Genomic DNA, 18,002 nt, shown 5'->3' with positions numbered 1-18,002 from the left:
CCTAATAAAAAAGCGCCCGGACCAAAAATGATCAGGGCGCTTCTTCGGAAGCAGATCGTTAGATTTTTTAATCCAGGTTCGTCTGCAGCACATAATCTTTATACCGCTGCGGATTTTTCTCATCAAAATTGTCCACCGCAGTCTGAATGTGCATGAAGAACTTGTCCTTGCCCAGCTTCTCATCGAAGTGCCCTTTTTGCAGGGTGTCGCGAAGGGGCCCTTTCACGCTCGTCATATAGAATTCGATATTCAGGGAGGCCAGGAACGCGCGAATCTCCTCCAGGGCATGCAGCCCGCTACTGTCTGCGCTGTTGATGCTGTTGGCATCAAGTATTAAAAGCTTAAGCTTGCCCTTGCGGCGTTCCACTTCGGCCTCTATAGCTTCCTTGAAGAAGTTGACGTTGGCGAAGTACAGGCGCGCATCGAAGCGCATGATGAGGATGTCCTCCCGTTGCTCCAGGTTATCGAAGCGGTTGATGTTCTTGTAGTGGTCTTCGCCAGGTATGCGGCCCAGTACGGCGAAGTGAGGCATGGTGGTGCGGAAAATAACCACACCAAGCGACAGGGCCACACCGATAAGGATACCTTGCTCAATGCCAAGGGAAAGCGTACCAACGAAGGTGGCGATGAGCATCCAAAAGTCTGCCCGGTCGGTAGTCCAAAGGTGCTTGGCTTCCTTAAAGTCGATCAGCCCAAAAACCGCAACCATAATGACAGATGCCAGAATAGCCTTAGGCAAGTAGTAGAACAGCGGCGTCAGGAAAAGCAAGGTCAGTGCAATGAGTACCGCGCTAATGATGGCAGCCAGCCCGGTTTTAGCGCCTGCCTGATCATTGACCGCAGTACGGCTGAATCCGCCGGTTACAGGGTAGGATTGGAACAAAGAGCCAAAGATGTTGGCTGCACCAAGCCCAATCAGCTCCTGATTAGCTGATACCTTATAATTTTTGTGTTTGGCCTGAATGGCTTTGGCTACCGCAATGCTTTCCATAAAGCTGACCAGAGCAATTGTCAGTGCGATAGGCAGCAGAGCGGAAAAATCTTCACTTGAGAATGTCGGAATAACGAAAGAGGGTAATCCCTCAGGAACAGTCCCCACTATCTTAACGCCTTGATCCACCAGTCCCAAACCATATACCGCAGCTATACCAAACACTACAGCCAACAGTGGCCCGGGAATGGCTTTGTTGATTTTTTTCACGCCTTTGATTAGCAAAATACCTCCAATACCTACGCCGAAGGTATACCAGTTAACTTCTCCAAATTGTTGTACGGCGTTGAGAAGGATTTCGTGCACGTGGTGGCTTCTTGGGATATTAACCCCCAGCAGGTGCTTGAGCTGAGACAGCCCAATAATCAATGCCGCCGCTGAGGTAAAGCCGCTTATGACCGGGTGGGAAAGGAAGTTGACCAGAAACCCAAGCCGGAAAACGCCGAGCAGGAATTGAATGACACCCACAAAGAGGGCCAATGCAACAGCTAGCATAATATAGGTCTCTGTGCCCCCTTCCGCCAGAGCGCCAATACCCGCTGCAGTCAGGAGGGAGACCATCGCTACCGGGCCTACCGCCAGCTGACGGGAAGTACCCAGGATCGCATAAATGATCAAAGGGATCGTGGAGGCATACAAGCCATAAATCGGCGGCAGGCCAGCAATCATCGCATAGGCCATGCCCTGAGGGATGAGCATGACGCCGACGGTCAGCCCTGCCGATAAATCGCCCTGCAGGTTGCTTGTCTTGTAATTTGGAAGCCAGTCGAGAATGGGCAGAAAGTCTTTAATTCGCATCGCGGAGAACTATTTTGATTTTGTCAAATGCGGCTTGACAAAAGCTTGTTAACAATTTGGCTGCTCAACGATACAAAAGTCTGCCTTTTTGCCGAAGCTGGCAGTGACGAACATCACAATAAAGGCTTTCTTCCCTTCCCGGACTGACTTTTTGAAGAGGGCTACAACAGTTCTATACGATTGCGCCCAAGCTGTACAACCCCATCCTTTTCCAGCTGTTTCAGTAGCCGGGAGATGGCTTCTCTTGAGGCATTCAGGTCGTAGGCGATTTCCTGGTGGGTGGCATTTAGGGTCCGGCTGTTGTTGGCTTCGGCTTTCTGCTCCAGGTAATCCATCAGGCGTTCGTCCATCTTTTTGAAGGCGATGCTGTCGATGGTGCGCACCAATTCCAGCATACGGTTGTCATAGGAGGTCATCACGAAATTCTTCCAGCTAGGGTACCGGCTCATCCACTCATCCATAAAACGGGTGGGGATGCCGATCAGGGTGGTATCCTCTTCGGCTACCGTGCGGATTTCGCTCTTTTTGTCCATCAGGCAGCAGGTAAAGGACATGGAGCAGGTTTCTCCGGGCTTCAGATAATAGAGGAACAGTTCATTACCTTCCTCGTCTTCCCGGGATACTTTGATGCTGCCCTTGATGATCAGGGGCATAATTTTGACGTAGGCACCAAAATCCATGATGAGCGATCCGGCTTTGAAATGCATGATCGTTCCTTCATCCGCGATGGCATCCTGCAGGTTGCGCTCTGCTAGCTGAGGGTAGTGCTGACGAATGAGCGACAGGATTTCTGGCCTTGCCTTTTCTGTGATCATAAGTTAGTGGTCTTTTGCTTCTAGTTTTGCTTCGATTTGCTTCAGCCGTTCTTCCAGCTGCAGCAGTTTATCCAGGATAATGATGTGTGTCTTCTTGGCATCGATGCCTACCGGGCTTTGATCACTGTGGATTTCTTTGGCGATATCATCGAAGGTGGATTGGGCTACTTTCAGGCTTTCCATATCTATTGGTGTTTGGTTGCGCGAATTCGAACAGTCTCGGCTGGCCCATGATGGTAGGGGCCTTCCTCTAAAATAACACGTTGCCGGGAAATCTGGTCGAGTGAAAGAGATGCAAAGTCGGTTTCCAGCTCCTCCAGGCTAAACAGCATGCCTTCCTGCTTTGGGCCACCGGAATTCAGGGTGAGCTGTTCCTTGTGAAAGGCTTCCAACAGTAGCTTGCCGCCGGGCCGCAGCGCAGTGATACAAGCCGCGTGCAGTTGTTGTCGAAGTGCTGGTGGCAGGTGTACAAAAAACAAGGCAATAAGGTCGTACTCCTTACGCTCAAAGGGGAAGCTTTCTATGGAAGCAACTTGGTACTGCAGGGTTACCTGATAGGCTTGGGCCAGGCGCAGCGCTTTTTGCCGGGCTGCACTACTGTAATCAAAGGCTTCCACTGACCAGCCAAGTTGGGCAGCGTAAACGGCATTACGACCTTCCCCTTCTGCCGGAAAGAGGGCATGTCCCGGCTCAAAATGTTCTAATTCGGCCCGGAGAAAAGTGTTTGGTGCTTTGCCGTAGGCATATTCTTCCGCTGAGTAGCGTTCTTCCCAGAATTCTTTCATCTGTGGTTTTAACTTTCAAAATTTTTAAGCACAACCAGATTGGCAGCGATCCATTCTCCCGTACAAAAAAGTGCCTTTGCCATAGTCATCCCGACAATTACGGCTACTGCTCAAATTCCTGAACTTCCTTTCGGCCGCCTTGCAGGTAAGCAATTTGCTTAAAACCCCGCCGGGCCATAAGAGCGGCAGCTAAAGGTGCTCTTTTGCCACCGTCGTCGTACAGAAAATAGGGCCGCAGCCGGTCAAGAGTTTCGATTTCCTCATCGAAGGTGTCGCTGAGATAATCTATGTTCATGGCCTGGTCCATCAATTTGTCCCTCCGAATCTCCCGAGGTGTGCGCAGGTCGATCAGGACAGCATCTGACGTAAGTGCCAGTTCCACCATGAACAAATCCGCAGGCAGCGAACGGTAAGGTGCCATAATAATAAGTTTGAAAGTCGAATATAGTTTGTTTTGTTCATGTAAAAAACAAAAAGAAAAGGCATTATGCCGGTTGGCCAATGCTTAGTAGCGCATTTTACATGTTGCAATTGCAGTTCTCCAGGCAGGAGATGATAGAAGAGACATCACGCTCTTTAAGGGTGTATAGCATGCTGCGACCATCCCGTTCGGCATGAAGGATGCCTTTGAGGCGCATATTTTGCAGATGGTGGGAAGTCAGGGATTGTTCTGAACCGAGCATCGTACAGATTTCGGAAACAGAAAGCTGCGGGTGCTGCTCGAGGAGGTGCACAATGCCTAGTCTGAGCGGGTGAGCTACCGTTTTCAAGATGAAAGCGATGCGTTCCAGTTTTTCCGCTTCTTTTTTGCCGATTGTTTTTTTGTCTGGCATGGTTCCGTAGTGTGAGGTTAAAAGTCGGGCAGTAGGGGACTGTCCTTAAATAATGACTAAGGAACGCAGGTCAAAGAGCTTAGTTGAAGCGGGGAAGAGAAAATCTATAAAAAAGGTAGGAATTTTATCGTTTGAGCCATTTTTTAAACCGGTCTTTGAAGGAGTCGCTCTTCGATATGGTAAAACTTCGGATGCCTGAAACTTGTCCAAGGGTTATCCATGCATTGTACCGTCCAGGTGGTAAATTACCAAGGCGTACAGTGGCTTTGTGGGGGCCAGGTTCCAAGTGGGCTTTGTGGGTGCGGTAGGTTTTCCCCTGCTCGTTCAGCACATCCACGTTGAGCGGGGTCCCCTCTGCACAAAAGCAGTGCAGGTAAGCTACAACCGACTGTTTTTCAACTACCTGTAAATTACCGATTTTAGTCTCCGGAACTTTCTTCATCTGTTGTCTGAGTAAGTCTGCACGATTACAAGCGGTAAGCTTGAAATCTTATTTGTTGAGTTAAGGTTAAGACGGTACCTTAGTTCTTTAGTTACTTCGTGGGCAAAAAAGGCAGGAGAGTAACATGAAATTCATCAAGTGATTTACTCTTATTCTGTTTTTTCGCAGGACACAATCAGAACGGGCTTTGAATAGCCCGTTTCTTATAGTGCCCGGTTTGGGTGTTGTGCAAGAGTGTCAGAAACGTGGAGTGTGTATATCTGGAGTTTATAGAAAAAACTCTTCTTTCGGCTTTTTTATAGTTTATGCTGTAAAAGTAATTCTTTTTCGGGTAAAATCCAATAATGAGAGTTCTAAAGAAAAAAGCCTGACTGTCAGTGACAATCAGGCTTCGGTGCCCAGAACAGGATTTGACTTGTATTTTTAAAATATTGATAATCAGGATGATAGGGTAGGGGGTTGGTTTTTTGTGAATTATTTGTGACAAAGGTGCCAGTTTTGGGGGTAGAAGTGGACGGAAGCTTGTTGTTCAAATAAGTGCGTGGAGCCGTTTTACCCTCTTTCCGTTTGAGTCACTTTGCTCAAACGTATTTGGAAACTTCCTGCGTATAGCATCCCGTAGGTTAGTCTCATCTTTAAAAACACTCATCCATATAGAAAAGAATCCAGTAGATTCGGCAATTTCAGGTATAGCGATAAGCAAGCCCGGACGATTTTGCTGGGTTTGCCAAGCGGCGTACATAGCTTCCGCTTTTCTCCAGGCTTCTTGCCGGTTTTTCCAACGCCTATCTTTTCGGGTTGAGTTAGCCGCAGTTCTGCTTATGCCCGTCAGCTGTATCAAATTGTTTGCGGCTTGGTTCTGTGCTCTAGTCAGCGTTCTAATTGGTCGAACTATGTATGCTTTTCCATATTCAAAAGCCAAGTCTGTATTATCAATGTCCGGCCATAGGTGCTGTGAGCGGTCTGTATTTCTGTTCCATTTTACGCGGTTACAGAAAAAGCAGCTGGGCAGAAGGTTTTCCCATGCGAGACGTTGGCCTCCATTCGCCAGCGGGTGTACGTGGTCTACATAGCCCAAATCTCTTACAGGCATTTCGCAATATGCGCAGTAGGGACCAATGCGGTCAAATAAATCGGGTTTAGCATCTGTATAATTCAAGTAGGCCCGAGGAGCCACGCCCTTATCTACAGCTCTCATTGCTTCATAGCTTTAAGCGCCTCAAGGTAGGCGTAGAACAGGGTGTCTTCAGTGAAATCTTTCTCAGCCTGCGTCATTTCCTCTTCGATATTGTCAGCAGTGCTGCCTTCAGCGACAGCAGTGTAGTATTTTTTGCCAATTTCGTACAAAGCCTCCCGCTTGTTGCTCCAGCGTGGGTTGACAAAGCCCTGTAGTTCCTCGGCGATGTCTTCCAGGCTCAGGTTGTTGCCTGATCCTGTTTGCTTGACTTTGCAGTCTTCCAATACAATTAACTGGTTAGCCTCAGTTTCTTGTATGAGAAAAGGAGAGTGGGTGGTTACTACAAATTGAATCTTAGGAAAAGTTTCGGTGAGACTCCTGATGACGCTCTTTTGCCAGGAAGGATGTAGATGCAGATCGAGTTCGTCGATCAGAACGATCCCTTCCGTTTGCGCTAAGGCTTTTTCCTGCAAATGCGGATTGAGCAATACACAGCGATGGGCAATATCTGCCATCATGGCGAAAAAGTTACGAACGCCGTCACTCAGGTATTCAAAAGGCAAGGTACGGCCATCTGTCAAAGCTACAGTCAGCCCCCGATTTGTATCCGGGTCAAAATCGTAGAATACATCCTTACAATTTGGTAAGTTTTTGCGGATGGCTTGTTTAACCATGAATAGCGAAGGGTCAGTTTCTTTTTTTTGCAACTGGCTCAATTCTTTCAGCTCAAACCAATCTACAAAACGACGGAAACTAGATTTCGCATCCAGGCTTTCCCGGTAACCCCTAAACCTGGAACCCAACTCCTTTTTGCCATTTCGGGCAGTTGGCTGCTTTTTCTGTTGGCTTTGAGCCTCGACAAAAAGACGGCCGGTAGAGAAATAGCTGATCAGCGGTAAGTCTACATATTCCCCCGATCTCACGCGATCGTCCATGGTTTGGGCGATTTGGCTAATGGGTTGAGCATTTTTATAGTTTGTACTCCCTGTTTTACTGTGCCGCTCTCTGCTCCAACTAACCCTTTGACCGTCAATTATACCATTGGCTTCAATAACAACAGGGTAGGCATATTCCTGCTGAACAGTATAGCGGACATCATCATCACGAATACCACGGGTTGATACATCTCGAAGGCCAATCATAAAAGCACCTACTGCGACCGTAAGTGCTTCAAGTATAACGGTTTTACCACTTCCGTTTTCGCCAATAAGGATATTCAGCTGGTCGTCAAGATCAAGTTCGATATACTCAATGCCGCGGAAATTTTGTACGACTACCTTCTTCAGTCTCATGCTTGGCTATTTGTATATTCCAAAGGTAAAGAAAATATCAGACCCAATTTATTAGCTCAAATCCCATACAAATTTGAGTGTGGGCTACAATTTTTCACGCATTTTCCGCATTATTACCATTGCACTAAATGACCAAACCCTATGCGCCGCGAAAAACACACCATCCAATGCCCCTGCGACAAGGCTAAGCAGTTCCCTATCGTACTGGAATACGATGAGACCAAGCTCGAAGGGCCTAAGACACAAGAGCTTCACTGCCCCTTCTGCCAGGATATGCTGACCATTGAGCTGCCCGGTACGGTGCAGAATAATGAGACGACCCTGCGGGGGATTAAAAAATTGGAGTAAATATGCCAAACCTTAAGGCTATCAATCACGACTAGAATTATCCCCCTCGGCGAGGGGGTGCAGGGGGAGGTCTCCACTCCCTTATACTTAAAGACGATCTAGAAATGCAGCAGTTCAACACCCACACTTTAGCCCTACACCTGACCTCCCAGCAACAAGAGGCCCTAACCAACCACTACGACCACCTCCTCCTAAAACTGGAAAACGGCCGCCCCCTAACTCCACAGCTAGTCGAAGGCCTCCGGCAGGCCATGCGAGAAGCCCTGGACGCCCAGCCCAAGGTGCCCAATATACTAGAAGCCGCCCGCACCCAGCACCAGCTCGTGCAGCTCACCCACGAAGACAATACCCTGCTCAACCTCCCCTGGCGGCTGGCGGTGGAGGATATACCATATTTATATCTAACCAAAGGACTGCCCGCCTCCCGGCAAAACGAGCAAGCGCTACAAAACCCGCTCCCCCTCAAAGTGCTGGTGATGATCTCAGCGCCAGAGGATACCCACGCCCGCCTTTCCTACGAGGAGGAAGAAGACCGCATCATCCAAGCCTTCGGGCCACTATACGAGCACGGGCAGGTGCAGCTCGACTTCACAGAGGACGGCTCCCTGCAAAGCCTAAAACGGAAACTAAAAGAAAACCACTACCACATCCTGCACTTCAGCGGGCACGGCACCTTCCGCGATGGGCAGGGCTGGCTGGAACTGGAAGACGGGCTGCGCATGGAAAAACAGCCGACTTCTGCTGCCGACTTTGCCGCTGCGCTGAATGCCAAGCCGGAGCACTGCCCGGCGCTGGTGCTGCTGTCTTCCTGCCAGACGGCGCAAGGGCAAAAGGAGGAGACCTTCAAGGGGGTGAGTAATCGCCTGCTGGAGATTGGTGTACCCGCTGTAGTGGCGATGGGGCTGAGCATCAGCGACTACTTTGCCACGGTCTTTGCCAGCCATTTGTACCAGCAGCTGGCGGAAAAAGAGCCGCTGCAACGCGCCTTCCAGAGTGCCATACGATACACGCAGCAGGAAGAAGCCCGGCTATACCCAAAGCAGCCGCCCGCGCAGTGGATGATCCCGCAGCTGTATACCAATAGCGCAGTGAGCGATCTGGTAGATTGGAAAGCGGCATATACTCCGCTGGCCTTCCAAAACTATAAGTTCATCACCGGGCAGCACGCGCTGCTGCTGGAGCGGCACGAGGGCTACCAATTCCTCGGGCGGCGCAAGGAGCGCAAGCAAGCCCTGCCGCTGCTGATAGACAAGCAGCCGGTGCTGCTGCGCGGGCAGGGCGGGGTAGGCAAGACGGCGATGGCGGAGCATTTGGTGCAGCGGCTGGCCTTGCAGGATGGGAGTATTTACCCCTTTGTCTTTAACGAGAATACTGCCCGACTAGAGGATGTGATTAAGGCAATGAAGGACTATCTCCGCACAGAGCACGATGAATTCCTTATTGATAGTGAAGTAGAGGAAGCCTCGGATGAGGTAATGAAGCAATTCCTGTACCTATTGAAAAGAGTCAAAAAAGTATGCACCCCCTGCTTCGTCTTCGACAACCTGGAGACCTTCCAAAGCGAGCCGGGCGGTAGCTTTGCCACGGAATATAGCGACACCAAGGAGGTCATCGGCTTTCTCTACCAAAACCGCTTATGCCCCCTGCTGCTTACCGGTCGTTACCCGCTGGCGGACTTTCCGGAGGTGGAAGAAATCGACCTCAACCAGGTACGCTTTGCTGACTTCCTGAAAAAATGCCAGCAACTGGGCCTGGACAAACTGCTGCGGGAAAAAGCAACAACGGCGCTCAAAAAAGCAGCTCCTGGCACTTTCCAGGAACTCGCCAAACAGCTGCACCAAAGCTTTGGCGGCAACTACCGCGCCCTGGAGTTCTTTGATAAGCTATACCGGCAGCATCAGGGGCAGGCGGAAAACACCCTGGCTACCCTGCACGATTACCTGGAGCAGTACAAAGGGGATGTACTGCACGAAATGAGCGAAAACCTGGTCTTCAACCAACTGCTCGGTTTGCTTACGGAAGAGGAGCGCCACTGCCTGGGGCTGATGTACCCCTTCCGCCGCCCGGTACTGCCGCTGGCTATCGCCATGCAAGAGGCTGAGATTAGCGATGAGGAAAAAGCCCTGGAGCGGCTGGTACAGCTTACACTCCTGGAGCGGCAGGAGGAACCCTTGGATACGGAGCAATCGCTACTGTACTATTACCTCACCCCCTTGGTACGGGGCATGCTGGAGCAGGTAGAGCTGCCGCTGCCGGCTTTTTCGGAGGAGAAGGCGGGGGATTACTACTACCACATTGACAAAACGGTCAATCACCGCAATTACAGTGACCTGAAAGAAGCGTGGCAGCATTACTACGCCGCCAAAAGAAAAGAGCGGGTGAATGAGATTGGGGATGTGCTTTGCCATTTTTACTATGGAACTTCCCAATTCCAGCTCAGCTACTTCTATGGCTTGCGCACCGAGGAGCTACTGGGGGATGATACACATGACCGAATTTACAATAACTTGGGGCTAATCTTGGATTTATATGGGCAGTACGATGCCGCTTTACAATACTATGAGAAGTCTCTTAAAGCAGACCGAAAAAAAGGCGACCGTTCCGGAGAAGGGACCACCCTGAATAATATGGCTACCACTGCCTATGCGCGAGGGGATTACGGCAAAGCCTTGGAGTACCTGGAGCAAAGTTTGAAAATTAAGCAGCAGATCGGCGACCGTTCCGGAGAAGGGGCCATCCTGAATAATATCAGCCAGATATTCCAAGCGCGAGGGGATTACGGCAAAGCCTTGGAGTACCTGGAGCAAAGTTTGCAAATTAGGCAGCAGATCGGCGACCAGTCCGGAGAAAGTACTACTTTGGGAAATATAGGGAGTCTTTATTATGCTCTTGGAGAATACGACAAAGCTATTGAATATTTCAAACGGGATTTAGATATATGTCTGCAGATCGGTGACCGGAAAGGCGAAGGGGCCACCCTGAATAATATCAGCCAGATATTCAAAGCGCGAAGGGATTACGGCAAAGCCTTGGAGTACCTGGAGCAAAGTTTGAAAATTAAGCAGCAGATCGGTGACCGGAAAGGCGAAGGGGCCACCCTGAATAATATCAGCCAGATATTCAAAGCGCGCGGGGATTACGGCAAAGCCTTGGAGTACCTGGAGCAAAGTTTGAAAATTAGGCAGCAGATCGGCGACCGTTCCGGAGAAGGGGCCACCCTGAATAATATCAGCCAGATATTCAAAGCGCGAGGGGATTACGGCAAAGCCTTGGAGTACCTGGAGCAAAGTTTGCAAATACAGCAGCAGATCGGCGACCGTTTCGGAGAAGGGGCCACCCTGAATAATATCAGCCAGATATTCAAAGCGCGAGGGGATTACGGCAAAGCCTTGGAGTACCTGGAGCAAAGTTTGAAAATTAGGCAGCAGATCGGCGATACTAATGGCATGGCAGAATGCTTTCACAATATTGGAGCGATGCAGTACGAGCAGGAAAACTGGGAAGCTGCCGTGCCATTTATCGTCCAAGCTTATGCTATCTTTGATAAAATTGGGTCGCCTAATGCTAAGACCTCTGCTGACTACTTAAATGCTTTAATCGAAAAGCTAGGCGAAGCCCGCGTCCAGGAAATCCTCCAACAGCAAAATCAATAGACCATGTCCCAAGAAAAAGAGCCACCCAAAATCATCGCCGCCAAAAAGGCGAGCGAAGCCGACCAGTCCTGGATCAAACATCAGCGGGAGGTGCAGCAGAAGACGCCGGAGCGCATCGAAGATGCCGCGAAGTTCCTCTCGGGTATGATCTCCATCTCGCTTACCATCTTCCTAAAGCTGAATCCGGATGGCTTCAAAGAGATGGCGGGGAGTGGGCTGCTGAATTTGGCGGTGATTTTGTGGATTGCTTCGCTGGTGTTTACGTTTTTGGTGTTGTTTCCTGCACCGTACCGGTATAATGATTCCTCCTCGGCTTCAATACGGAAGATGCATAAGCGGGTGGTGCGGTATAAGTACTGGATGTTGGGGTTGGGTGCTTTCTTCTTTATAGTGGCGCTGGCTGTGTTGGTGGCGTTGTATGTGGCGGGGTAAGTTCCCAAATAATGGCACGGTTTGGACTGATATATTCAGGTGTCAAGACATTGAAAATAAGCTGATAACAGCGAAAAATTATAGTCTTATGGAAAGCCAGAAAATGGATAAAGCGGACCTCTATAATTGGGTCATCAGTCTTTCAGATAACTTTGACGAAATTGAACGAAATAGCGATGAGTATTTAGATTTCTCTATACGACAAGGTTCTACCTGGTATCAAATTACTCATAGCTTGATTTACAATACTGACTGGTCAAGAGGAGCATATTTGAGAATCATAGAAGAAAAAATAAAGGGCCTGGGAGAAAGAGAATACCGTAATCTCTTCCCTGACTCTAAAGCTAATGAGCTCAAAGAAATCCTAAACGACAAATTTGCAAAGCACGGCAAAGCTCAAAAGCTCAAAAAAGACATCTCCCTAGAAGAGTTCAGGGAAAGAATAGACCAAATCGTTGAGAAAGCTTTCAGCGTGGTTAGACTGTCCAATAATGCCTTTATTTTTATGGGGTACAAAGGCTGCCTCAAACTGTATTTCGAACCAGCCGAGCTGTATGGGGAGCAACAGCCCCACCTTGTCATCGAAAAATATGAAGATAAAGAAAGACTCGATCGAGCCCCTGTTGAATCTACCCGGATACCGGGCTCAGCATATCTTTTCCAGTATATTACCCAGGCTCTGGAGGAAGAGTACAATCGCCAATCAGTGGTTAAAGTGGATATTGTGGAGGGTCTGGAGAAGTTGGTCGAAAAAACTTGAATTCAGCATTACTAATTGAGGATCGCCTGGGATTATTCTTTAAACTAAGGGTACATGCTTTTTTGAAATGAAAGTAAACTGAATTGAACCTTGGAACTATAATGAAAAACCTATTTGCTACCGTACTGATTGCCTTTGCGCTGACTTCTTGTTCAAGTATGCTTGGTCTCCAGCAAGACTTGAATGTCTCCTATCAGCTCTCTCCGGGCATGAGTAAATCCGAAGTCGAACTAATTATGGGTTCACCAGCCAAGAGCGACTTTTCTGGAGAAGTAGAAGAATGGTATTGCTTAGGACGGGCACTAAATCAGATGAATGCATTGCCCCATTCTTTTATGAAGGGAACTGTTAGAAAAGTCGAAGAACCACCCCAAGTTTTATTAGGCACCACTGTAGCATCTTGCTAGGTGTCCAATGCTCATCAAAATGCGTAACTATTTGATGTCGCATAGCGTAAAAACACGAAAGAACCTAAAGGTTTTCTCTAAAAAATCCGAAATCGACTCTTCAGGCTTACAAGTGGAAATAAAAGTATAAGCAATGAACCCATCTCAAATAAATGAAGAAGTAATCTGTGTTCTAGTGTTTATTGAAAACACAGATCAGATAAAAGTTGATTATATTGAAATTGAGAAGGGTTTAGAGAAACAGTTTAAGGGCTTACTAAGCTTATTTGAGAAGCCTAAAACTACTGCTAAAGGTATAGTTCAGGTTATAAAAAAACATAAGAAGCTTAAGATCCTTTTCGAACGTTATGATTACTGTGTCAGTTTAAATAAACCATACCAAGGATTTTATTCAACAGTAGAAGAAATCGAATCAAATTACCCCAGTGATTTTAGCAAAATTGATGGTTTAGTAAAAAAGGAAAAGGCAAAACAAGATGAAAAGGAGCGATTGTTAAATCAGTGCAAACATAGACTTCAGGCTTACTATCTAAAAAAAGCTTATAAAAAGTGTGCTCGAGATAAAAAAATATTGGCCTATTCGCATAGACGAGTTGGCTGGTCTGCTCCAAAATATCCACTTAACGATGATTTTTCAATACAGCTGAAAACAAATTTCGGCTATGGTTCAGCGAGCTATTTTTACACTAAGATTAAATACAAGGGTCTGGATATTATTCCGTTCTCTGATTGGGTCAACTACAGGATTTCAAAGATTTATGAAATCGTGCAATATTCATCCAAGCATAGACTGAACAATGAAAGCTGGCAGGATGCGATGGAATATATTGCTAAGGCATATAACCTCTCGGTAGAACATGAAGCGTTGTTCGTTCAGAACTATATCATCAAACAAGGTGAAGAAATGATTCGGGGGCTAAGAAAAATATTAACAAATAAAGAGATTAAGCTAAAGGGGTATGTTTTTCTTAATCAAGAAAGGGGATATGTTGATTTGAAAGAAGATCAACATAACTTAAATGAATTTAGGGGGGAGAAGATTTCCGGAGCACTTGAGTTGATTCCTTATATCCAACAGTTTAAGCATCTAATTGAAACTGAAGGGTATGTAGAAGAAATAGAAGCGTGCAATATAGAAGTGAAACCTATAATAGTCGAGGAACAAACGAACGTAAGGCAAGTTCTTGAAAGGCTTAATACAGAAAAAGATATTTTAGATCGGCGGAAAAGGTTGTTAAGTATAAGACTTCAGGAATATCAAAAGAGCCGAGCTTCACTAAAGAAGGCTATTAACGGGCAAAATGGTATTCATGATAAAGTGAAATTGAAAGAAGAGCTTAACCTGCAGAATTCTGATTTTAAAAAAGTCAAAACAGAACTAACCGAGGTAGCTAAAGAATATCGACAGAAATCTTTAAATATAAATCGCCATGAAAAAATACTTGAAAACCTTGTTGAATACGAATTAAAAATTAATGATTACTTCGAAGAAAAAAGAGAAGCTGAGTGGTCTGACCTTGATGATGAATCAAATATAGGCATCGATAGCCTTATCAACTCAAATAAGCCTTTCTTTAAGGAACTTGTGTCGTTGCATTATCCCTTTTCAAAAGAAGAACTGATAAAGTATTGGGATAACCTTATATACGGGGATGCATACTATAGTACGTCCTTGGGTGACACTGACACTACCTATCAACCAAGTTTCGGTCTATGTTGGAATAAAAATATTGACTGGGATTCCTGGCTATCGGGTAAATGGGTGTATTTTGATCCCAACGACGATATCAATCAAAACAAAGAATTCCCAAGTGACAAACTTCATATTGGTTTTTGGAACCCTTTTACAGGAATTATGGAAGGCGGAGCAAAATCAGTACCACTTGACCTCGGAAAAGAGATAAAAAACACTTTGCATAACACTGATAAGGAAGAGTATTTTCCTTATTCCGGTGAGGGAGCATTTTATTACGGGACAATTTACGAAAAGAAACATAGCAGGTTTTTAGTTAAAGTAAAGAAAACCTATGATGAGCTATCAATCCCAGCTGTAGAAAGAATGTTGAAAAAAGATAGGATGGTTATTTTACTTAATCGGTCAATTTGGGAAAACACATTGCAGAAGTATTTTACTAAAGAGGTGTTAGAAGAGCTGTTTATGCCCGAGTCCGATAGTTGATTGTAAACGGATTTATTATCTTAATCCTGGAAACATCACCTCCCTCCACACAATTGTCGCAAACCGCATAGGTGTTATGAACGCAGTAGAAATAGAAGAAGCCGTCTCCGAGTTAGCCGAACAACCCTTTGACCCGGCAGAATTCCCCTTTGCCTTCCTGGAAGCCTATGGGAATAAGGAAACGACGGTCAAGCGATTGCGTAAGGGCAACTCCAATAAGTCAAAAATTGAGGGCGGGGTGCTGCAGCGCAACAACATACACATCGCGACCTGCGAGGCGGGAGCAGTGGCGGATACGCTGCGGCAACTGCAGGAAGCCCCGGAAACCGCCAAAAACAAAGCTAAATTCGTACTCGCTACCGATGGCGAAGAGCTGCAGGCCGAAAACCTGAACAGCGGAGAGACCCTGGCTTGCGCCTACCCCGATTTCCATCAGCACTTTACCTTCTTCTTTGAGCTGGCGGGCATCAGTACCGTGAAGGAGATACGGGAAAGCTCCTTCGACATCAAAGCCACGGGGCGGCTCAACAAGCTGTACATGGAGCTGCTGCGCGCCAATCCCGACTGGGTGACTCCGGAGCGCAAGCAGGACATGAACCACTTTATGGCCCGCCTGATCTTCTGCTTTTTTGCGGAAGACACGAGTATTTTTGCTGGCGACAACCTCTTCACGGGCACGGTGGAACAGATGAGCGCGCCGGATGCTTCCAATATGCACGAGATCATCGGGGAGCTGTTCCGGGCGATGGATGTCAAAGCGGAGGAGCGGGAAGCACAGGGCATCCGTACCTGGGCGCGCAAATTCCCCTACGTCAACGGGGAGCTGTTTTCCGGGGCAACGGACTGCCCCCGCTTTACCAAGATTGCCCGCTCTTACCTGCTGCATGTGGGGCGGCTGGACTGGCAGCAGATCAACCCGGATATCTTCGGCTCTATGATACAGGCGGTGGCGGATGAGGACGAGCGGGGCTCCCTGGGGATGCACTATACCTCCGTGCCGAATATCCTGAAGGTGCTCAACCCGCTCTTCCTGGATGAGCTGCGGGAGCAACTAGAGGAAGCGGGCGACAACCCCCGTAAACTGCTCAACCTGCGCAGGCGCATCGCTCGTATCCGCGTTTTTGACCCGGCCTGTGGCTCGGGCAACTTTCTGGTCATTGCCTACAAGCAGCTGCGGGAGATCGAGCACGAAATCAACCGGCGGCGGGGCGAGCCGGACCGCCCCACCGAAATCCCCCTGACCAACTTTCGGGGCATAGAAATCAAAGGCTTTTCGGCTGAGATTGCCCGCCTGGCGCTTATCATAGCGGAGTACCAATGCGATGTGCTCTACCTGGGGCAGCAGCTGGCCCTGGCGGAGTTCCTGCCGCTGGATGCGGAAAACTGGATTACCTGCGGCAATGCCCTGCGTATCAACTGGCTGACGGTCTGCCCGCCTACGGGTACGGGGGTGAAGTTGTATGGGGATGACTTGTTTAGTACGCCACTGCAGCAGGCGAATATTGATTTTGAGCATGAAGGGGGGGAGACGTTTATTTGTGGGAATCCGCCGTATAAAGGTCGAAATCGCCAGAGTGCGTTAGAAAAGAAAGACACAGCACAAGTATTTTCCAAGTATAAAGGGTCATTCGCCTCACTAGATTATGTAGCAAACTGGATGATCAAAGCTGCTGAATTTTGTACTGTGACAAACTCTAATGCTGCGCTTGTAACTACTAACTCGATATGTCAAGGTGAGCAGGTGGCATTATTATGGTCATTAGTTTTTAATAAAGGATTCGAGATATATTTTGCCCACACTTCATTCAAATGGGCAAATTTAGCCAGTCATAAAGCTGGTGTGACGGTAGTTATAATTGGAATATCAAAAAACAAAACGAAGAAACGTCTCTTATTTACAGATGATGTTTCCAGAGAGGTGGATGTAATTGGCCCTTACTTGGTTCCCTGCTCTTCTGTGATTGTGAGTAAGAGAAATAAGCCTTTATCACTAGTAGGAACGATGTACTTAGGCAATATGGCAAAAGATGGTGGAAACCTAATTATGAGTAGAGATAACGCCGAAGCCTTAATTTTTAAAGATAAAGTTTCAGCTAAGTTTATAAGGCCCTTTTATGGTTCAGATGAATTAATCAAAGCGAAACCAAGAGCCTGTCTTTGGATTGAGGATGAGTTTCTTAATGATGCCTTAGAAAACGATAAAGTAAAAGAAATTATTTCCAAGGTTAGGGACTTTAGAAGTGCTAGTAAAGCGGCTTCAACGAGGAAACACGCTGCCACGCCGCATAGGTTCGTTCAGTTATCGGCATCTGTTGGGAATAAAGCAATCGTAATCCCAAGGGTTTCTTCAGAAAATAGGCATTATTTACCCGTTGATTATATTGACTCTAATCCGGTAATTGGCGATAAGTGCTATGTGATGTATGACGAACCTTTATGGAACCTTTCTTTGATAGCGTCTAAGTTGCATATTGTTTGGATTGGTACAGTTTGCTCTCGGTTAAGGACTGATTATTCTTATGGTAATAAACTCGGCTGGAACACCTTCCCCGTCCCCAAGCTGACCACCAAAAACAAAGAAGACCTCACCCGCTGCGCCGAAGACATCCTGCTGGCCCGCGAGCGCCACTTCCCGGCCACGATCGCCGATCTGTACGACCCGGAAAAGATGCCCGAAGACCTCCGCCACGCCCACGAGCGCAACGACGAGGTGCTGGAGCGCATCTACATCGGGCGGCGCTTCAAAAACGATACGGAGCGCCTGGAAAAGCTTTTTGAACTGTACACCGAAATGACTGCAAAAAAAGATAGGCCATGACCCCACACCGTAATTTAGAAGAAAAGCTCTACGCTCAAATAGGGGAATTGCTTTCCCTTGCGAGAAGAAAAGTAGTCAGTCAGGTCAATCAGACGATGGTCGTCACCTATTACGAAATCGGGCGGATCATCGTGGAAAATGAGCAAGGTGGAAAAGAACGAGCAGAATATGGCAAAGGAATTCTAAAAGGGCTGTCCAGGCGCTTGTCTCAAGATTTTGGCAGAGGCTTCTCGACGGATAACCTGGAGAACATGAGACGGTTCTATTTGACA

Annotated in this window: 17 protein-coding genes; 8 read left to right on the top strand and 9 right to left on the bottom strand. The window is 47.5% G+C overall.

Going from position 1 to position 18,002, the window contains the following annotated elements:
- Positions 1 to 67: 67 nt before the first annotated feature.
- The 9 genes from IX84_RS27770 to IX84_RS27725 form a co-directional block, all read right to left on the bottom strand.
- The gene (locus tag IX84_RS27770) at positions 68 to 1,789 is read right to left on the bottom strand and encodes a SulP family inorganic anion transporter (protein WP_044229093.1); all 1,722 of its coding nucleotides are present in this window, start codon (positions 1,787 to 1,789) and stop codon (positions 68 to 70) included.
- A gap of 161 nt (positions 1,790 to 1,950) precedes the next feature.
- Positions 1,951 to 2,604: a Crp/Fnr family transcriptional regulator gene (locus tag IX84_RS27765; RefSeq protein ID WP_044229088.1), complete on the bottom strand. Its 654-nt coding sequence runs from the start codon at positions 2,602 to 2,604 to the stop codon at positions 1,951 to 1,953.
- Positions 2,605 to 2,607: 3 nt separating this feature from the next.
- Positions 2,608 to 2,787: a hypothetical protein gene (locus tag IX84_RS27760; RefSeq protein WP_044229086.1), complete on the bottom strand. Its 180-nt coding sequence runs from the start codon at positions 2,785 to 2,787 to the stop codon at positions 2,608 to 2,610.
- A 2-nt stretch (positions 2,788 to 2,789) separates the two neighbouring features.
- Entirely contained in the window at positions 2,790 to 3,389 is a 600-nt protein-coding gene (locus IX84_RS27755; RefSeq protein WP_044229083.1) for a class I SAM-dependent methyltransferase, read from the bottom strand.
- 103 nt (positions 3,390 to 3,492) lie between these two features.
- Entirely contained in the window at positions 3,493 to 3,810 is a 318-nt protein-coding gene (locus IX84_RS27750) for a rhodanese-like domain-containing protein (RefSeq protein ID WP_044229337.1), read from the bottom strand.
- A 97-nt stretch (positions 3,811 to 3,907) separates the two neighbouring features.
- The gene (locus IX84_RS27745) at positions 3,908 to 4,222 is read right to left on the bottom strand and encodes an ArsR/SmtB family transcription factor (protein WP_044229081.1); all 315 of its coding nucleotides are present in this window, start codon (positions 4,220 to 4,222) and stop codon (positions 3,908 to 3,910) included.
- 124 nt (positions 4,223 to 4,346) lie between these two features.
- Positions 4,347 to 4,664, bottom strand: coding sequence for a hypothetical protein (locus tag IX84_RS27740; protein ID WP_044229078.1), 318 nt, complete (start codon positions 4,662 to 4,664; stop codon positions 4,347 to 4,349).
- Between the two features lie 529 nt (positions 4,665 to 5,193).
- The gene (locus IX84_RS27730; RefSeq protein WP_044229073.1) at positions 5,194 to 5,862 is read right to left on the bottom strand and encodes an HNH endonuclease signature motif containing protein; all 669 of its coding nucleotides are present in this window, start codon (positions 5,860 to 5,862) and stop codon (positions 5,194 to 5,196) included.
- Positions 5,859 to 7,133 (bottom strand): AAA family ATPase, encoded by a 1,275-nt coding sequence (locus IX84_RS27725; RefSeq protein ID WP_044229070.1) that lies wholly within the window; start codon positions 7,131 to 7,133, stop codon positions 5,859 to 5,861. Before IX84_RS27725 ends, IX84_RS27730 begins: the two co-directional genes overlap by 4 nt.
- 141 nt (positions 7,134 to 7,274) lie before the next feature.
- Between IX84_RS27725 and IX84_RS27720 the strand changes: the two genes are divergently transcribed.
- From IX84_RS27720 to IX84_RS27685, 8 genes are all read left to right on the top strand, one after another.
- On the top strand, positions 7,275 to 7,481 hold the full coding sequence (locus tag IX84_RS27720) for a hypothetical protein (RefSeq protein WP_044229068.1): 207 nt from the start codon (positions 7,275 to 7,277) through the stop codon (positions 7,479 to 7,481).
- 104 nt (positions 7,482 to 7,585) lie between these two features.
- Entirely contained in the window at positions 7,586 to 11,134 is a 3,549-nt protein-coding gene (locus IX84_RS31645) for a tetratricopeptide repeat protein (RefSeq protein WP_052516461.1), read from the top strand.
- 3 nt (positions 11,135 to 11,137) lie between these two features.
- Positions 11,138 to 11,566 carry a hypothetical protein gene (locus IX84_RS27710; protein ID WP_044229066.1) on the top strand — a complete coding sequence of 143 codons (429 nt, stop codon included), beginning with the start codon at positions 11,138 to 11,140 and terminating at the stop codon, positions 11,564 to 11,566.
- Positions 11,567 to 11,654: 88 nt separating this feature from the next.
- Positions 11,655 to 12,326: a hypothetical protein gene (locus IX84_RS27705; protein ID WP_044229063.1), complete on the top strand. Its 672-nt coding sequence runs from the start codon at positions 11,655 to 11,657 to the stop codon at positions 12,324 to 12,326.
- 101 nt (positions 12,327 to 12,427) lie between these two features.
- Positions 12,428 to 12,733 carry an outer membrane protein assembly factor BamE gene (locus tag IX84_RS27700; protein WP_044229061.1) on the top strand — a complete coding sequence of 102 codons (306 nt, stop codon included), beginning with the start codon at positions 12,428 to 12,430 and terminating at the stop codon, positions 12,731 to 12,733.
- A 133-nt stretch (positions 12,734 to 12,866) separates the two neighbouring features.
- Positions 12,867 to 14,912, top strand: a complete 2,046-nt coding sequence (locus IX84_RS27695) for a hypothetical protein (protein ID WP_044229057.1) — start codon at positions 12,867 to 12,869, stop codon at positions 14,910 to 14,912.
- Between the two features lie 76 nt (positions 14,913 to 14,988).
- Positions 14,989 to 17,730 (top strand): class I SAM-dependent DNA methyltransferase, encoded by a 2,742-nt coding sequence (locus tag IX84_RS27690; protein WP_044229054.1) that lies wholly within the window; start codon positions 14,989 to 14,991, stop codon positions 17,728 to 17,730.
- A partial coding sequence (locus tag IX84_RS27685; protein ID WP_044229052.1) for a DUF1016 N-terminal domain-containing protein occupies positions 17,727 to 18,002 on the top strand: 276 nt, incomplete at its 3' end. The genes IX84_RS27690 and IX84_RS27685, both read left to right, overlap by 4 nt.

The organism is Phaeodactylibacter xiamenensis (assembly GCF_000759025.1).
Classification (GTDB): domain Bacteria; phylum Bacteroidota; class Bacteroidia; order Chitinophagales; family Saprospiraceae; genus Phaeodactylibacter; species Phaeodactylibacter xiamenensis.
This window is presented reverse-complemented; position numbering and strand designations above follow the sequence as displayed.

Coding starts and splice junctions, on each gene's coding strand:
- IX84_RS27720 (WP_044229068.1), top strand. CDS start 7,275: ATGCGCCGCGAAAAACACACCATCCAATGCCCCTGCGACAAGGCTAAG.
- IX84_RS27705 (WP_044229063.1), top strand. CDS start 11,655: ATGGAAAGCCAGAAAATGGATAAAGCGGACCTCTATAATTGGGTCATC.
- IX84_RS27690 (WP_044229054.1), top strand. CDS start 14,989: ATGAACGCAGTAGAAATAGAAGAAGCCGTCTCCGAGTTAGCCGAACAA.
- IX84_RS27710 (WP_044229066.1), top strand. CDS start 11,138: ATGTCCCAAGAAAAAGAGCCACCCAAAATCATCGCCGCCAAAAAGGCG.
- IX84_RS27755 (WP_044229083.1), bottom strand. CDS start 3,389: ATGAAAGAATTCTGGGAAGAACGCTACTCAGCGGAAGAATATGCCTAC.
- IX84_RS31645 (WP_052516461.1), top strand. CDS start 7,586: ATGCAGCAGTTCAACACCCACACTTTAGCCCTACACCTGACCTCCCAG.
- IX84_RS27760 (WP_044229086.1), bottom strand. CDS start 2,787: ATGGAAAGCCTGAAAGTAGCCCAATCCACCTTCGATGATATCGCCAAA.
- IX84_RS27730 (WP_044229073.1), bottom strand. CDS start 5,862: ATGAGAGCTGTAGATAAGGGCGTGGCTCCTCGGGCCTACTTGAATTAT.
- IX84_RS27765 (WP_044229088.1), bottom strand. CDS start 2,604: ATGATCACAGAAAAGGCAAGGCCAGAAATCCTGTCGCTCATTCGTCAG.
- IX84_RS27695 (WP_044229057.1), top strand. CDS start 12,867: ATGAACCCATCTCAAATAAATGAAGAAGTAATCTGTGTTCTAGTGTTT.
- IX84_RS27700 (WP_044229061.1), top strand. CDS start 12,428: ATGAAAAACCTATTTGCTACCGTACTGATTGCCTTTGCGCTGACTTCT.
- IX84_RS27740 (WP_044229078.1), bottom strand. CDS start 4,664: ATGAAGAAAGTTCCGGAGACTAAAATCGGTAATTTACAGGTAGTTGAA.
- IX84_RS27725 (WP_044229070.1), bottom strand. CDS start 7,133: ATGAGACTGAAGAAGGTAGTCGTACAAAATTTCCGCGGCATTGAGTAT.
- IX84_RS27745 (WP_044229081.1), bottom strand. CDS start 4,222: ATGCCAGACAAAAAAACAATCGGCAAAAAAGAAGCGGAAAAACTGGAA.
- IX84_RS27770 (WP_044229093.1), bottom strand. CDS start 1,789: ATGCGAATTAAAGACTTTCTGCCCATTCTCGACTGGCTTCCAAATTAC.
- IX84_RS27750 (WP_044229337.1), bottom strand. CDS start 3,810: ATGGCACCTTACCGTTCGCTGCCTGCGGATTTGTTCATGGTGGAACTG.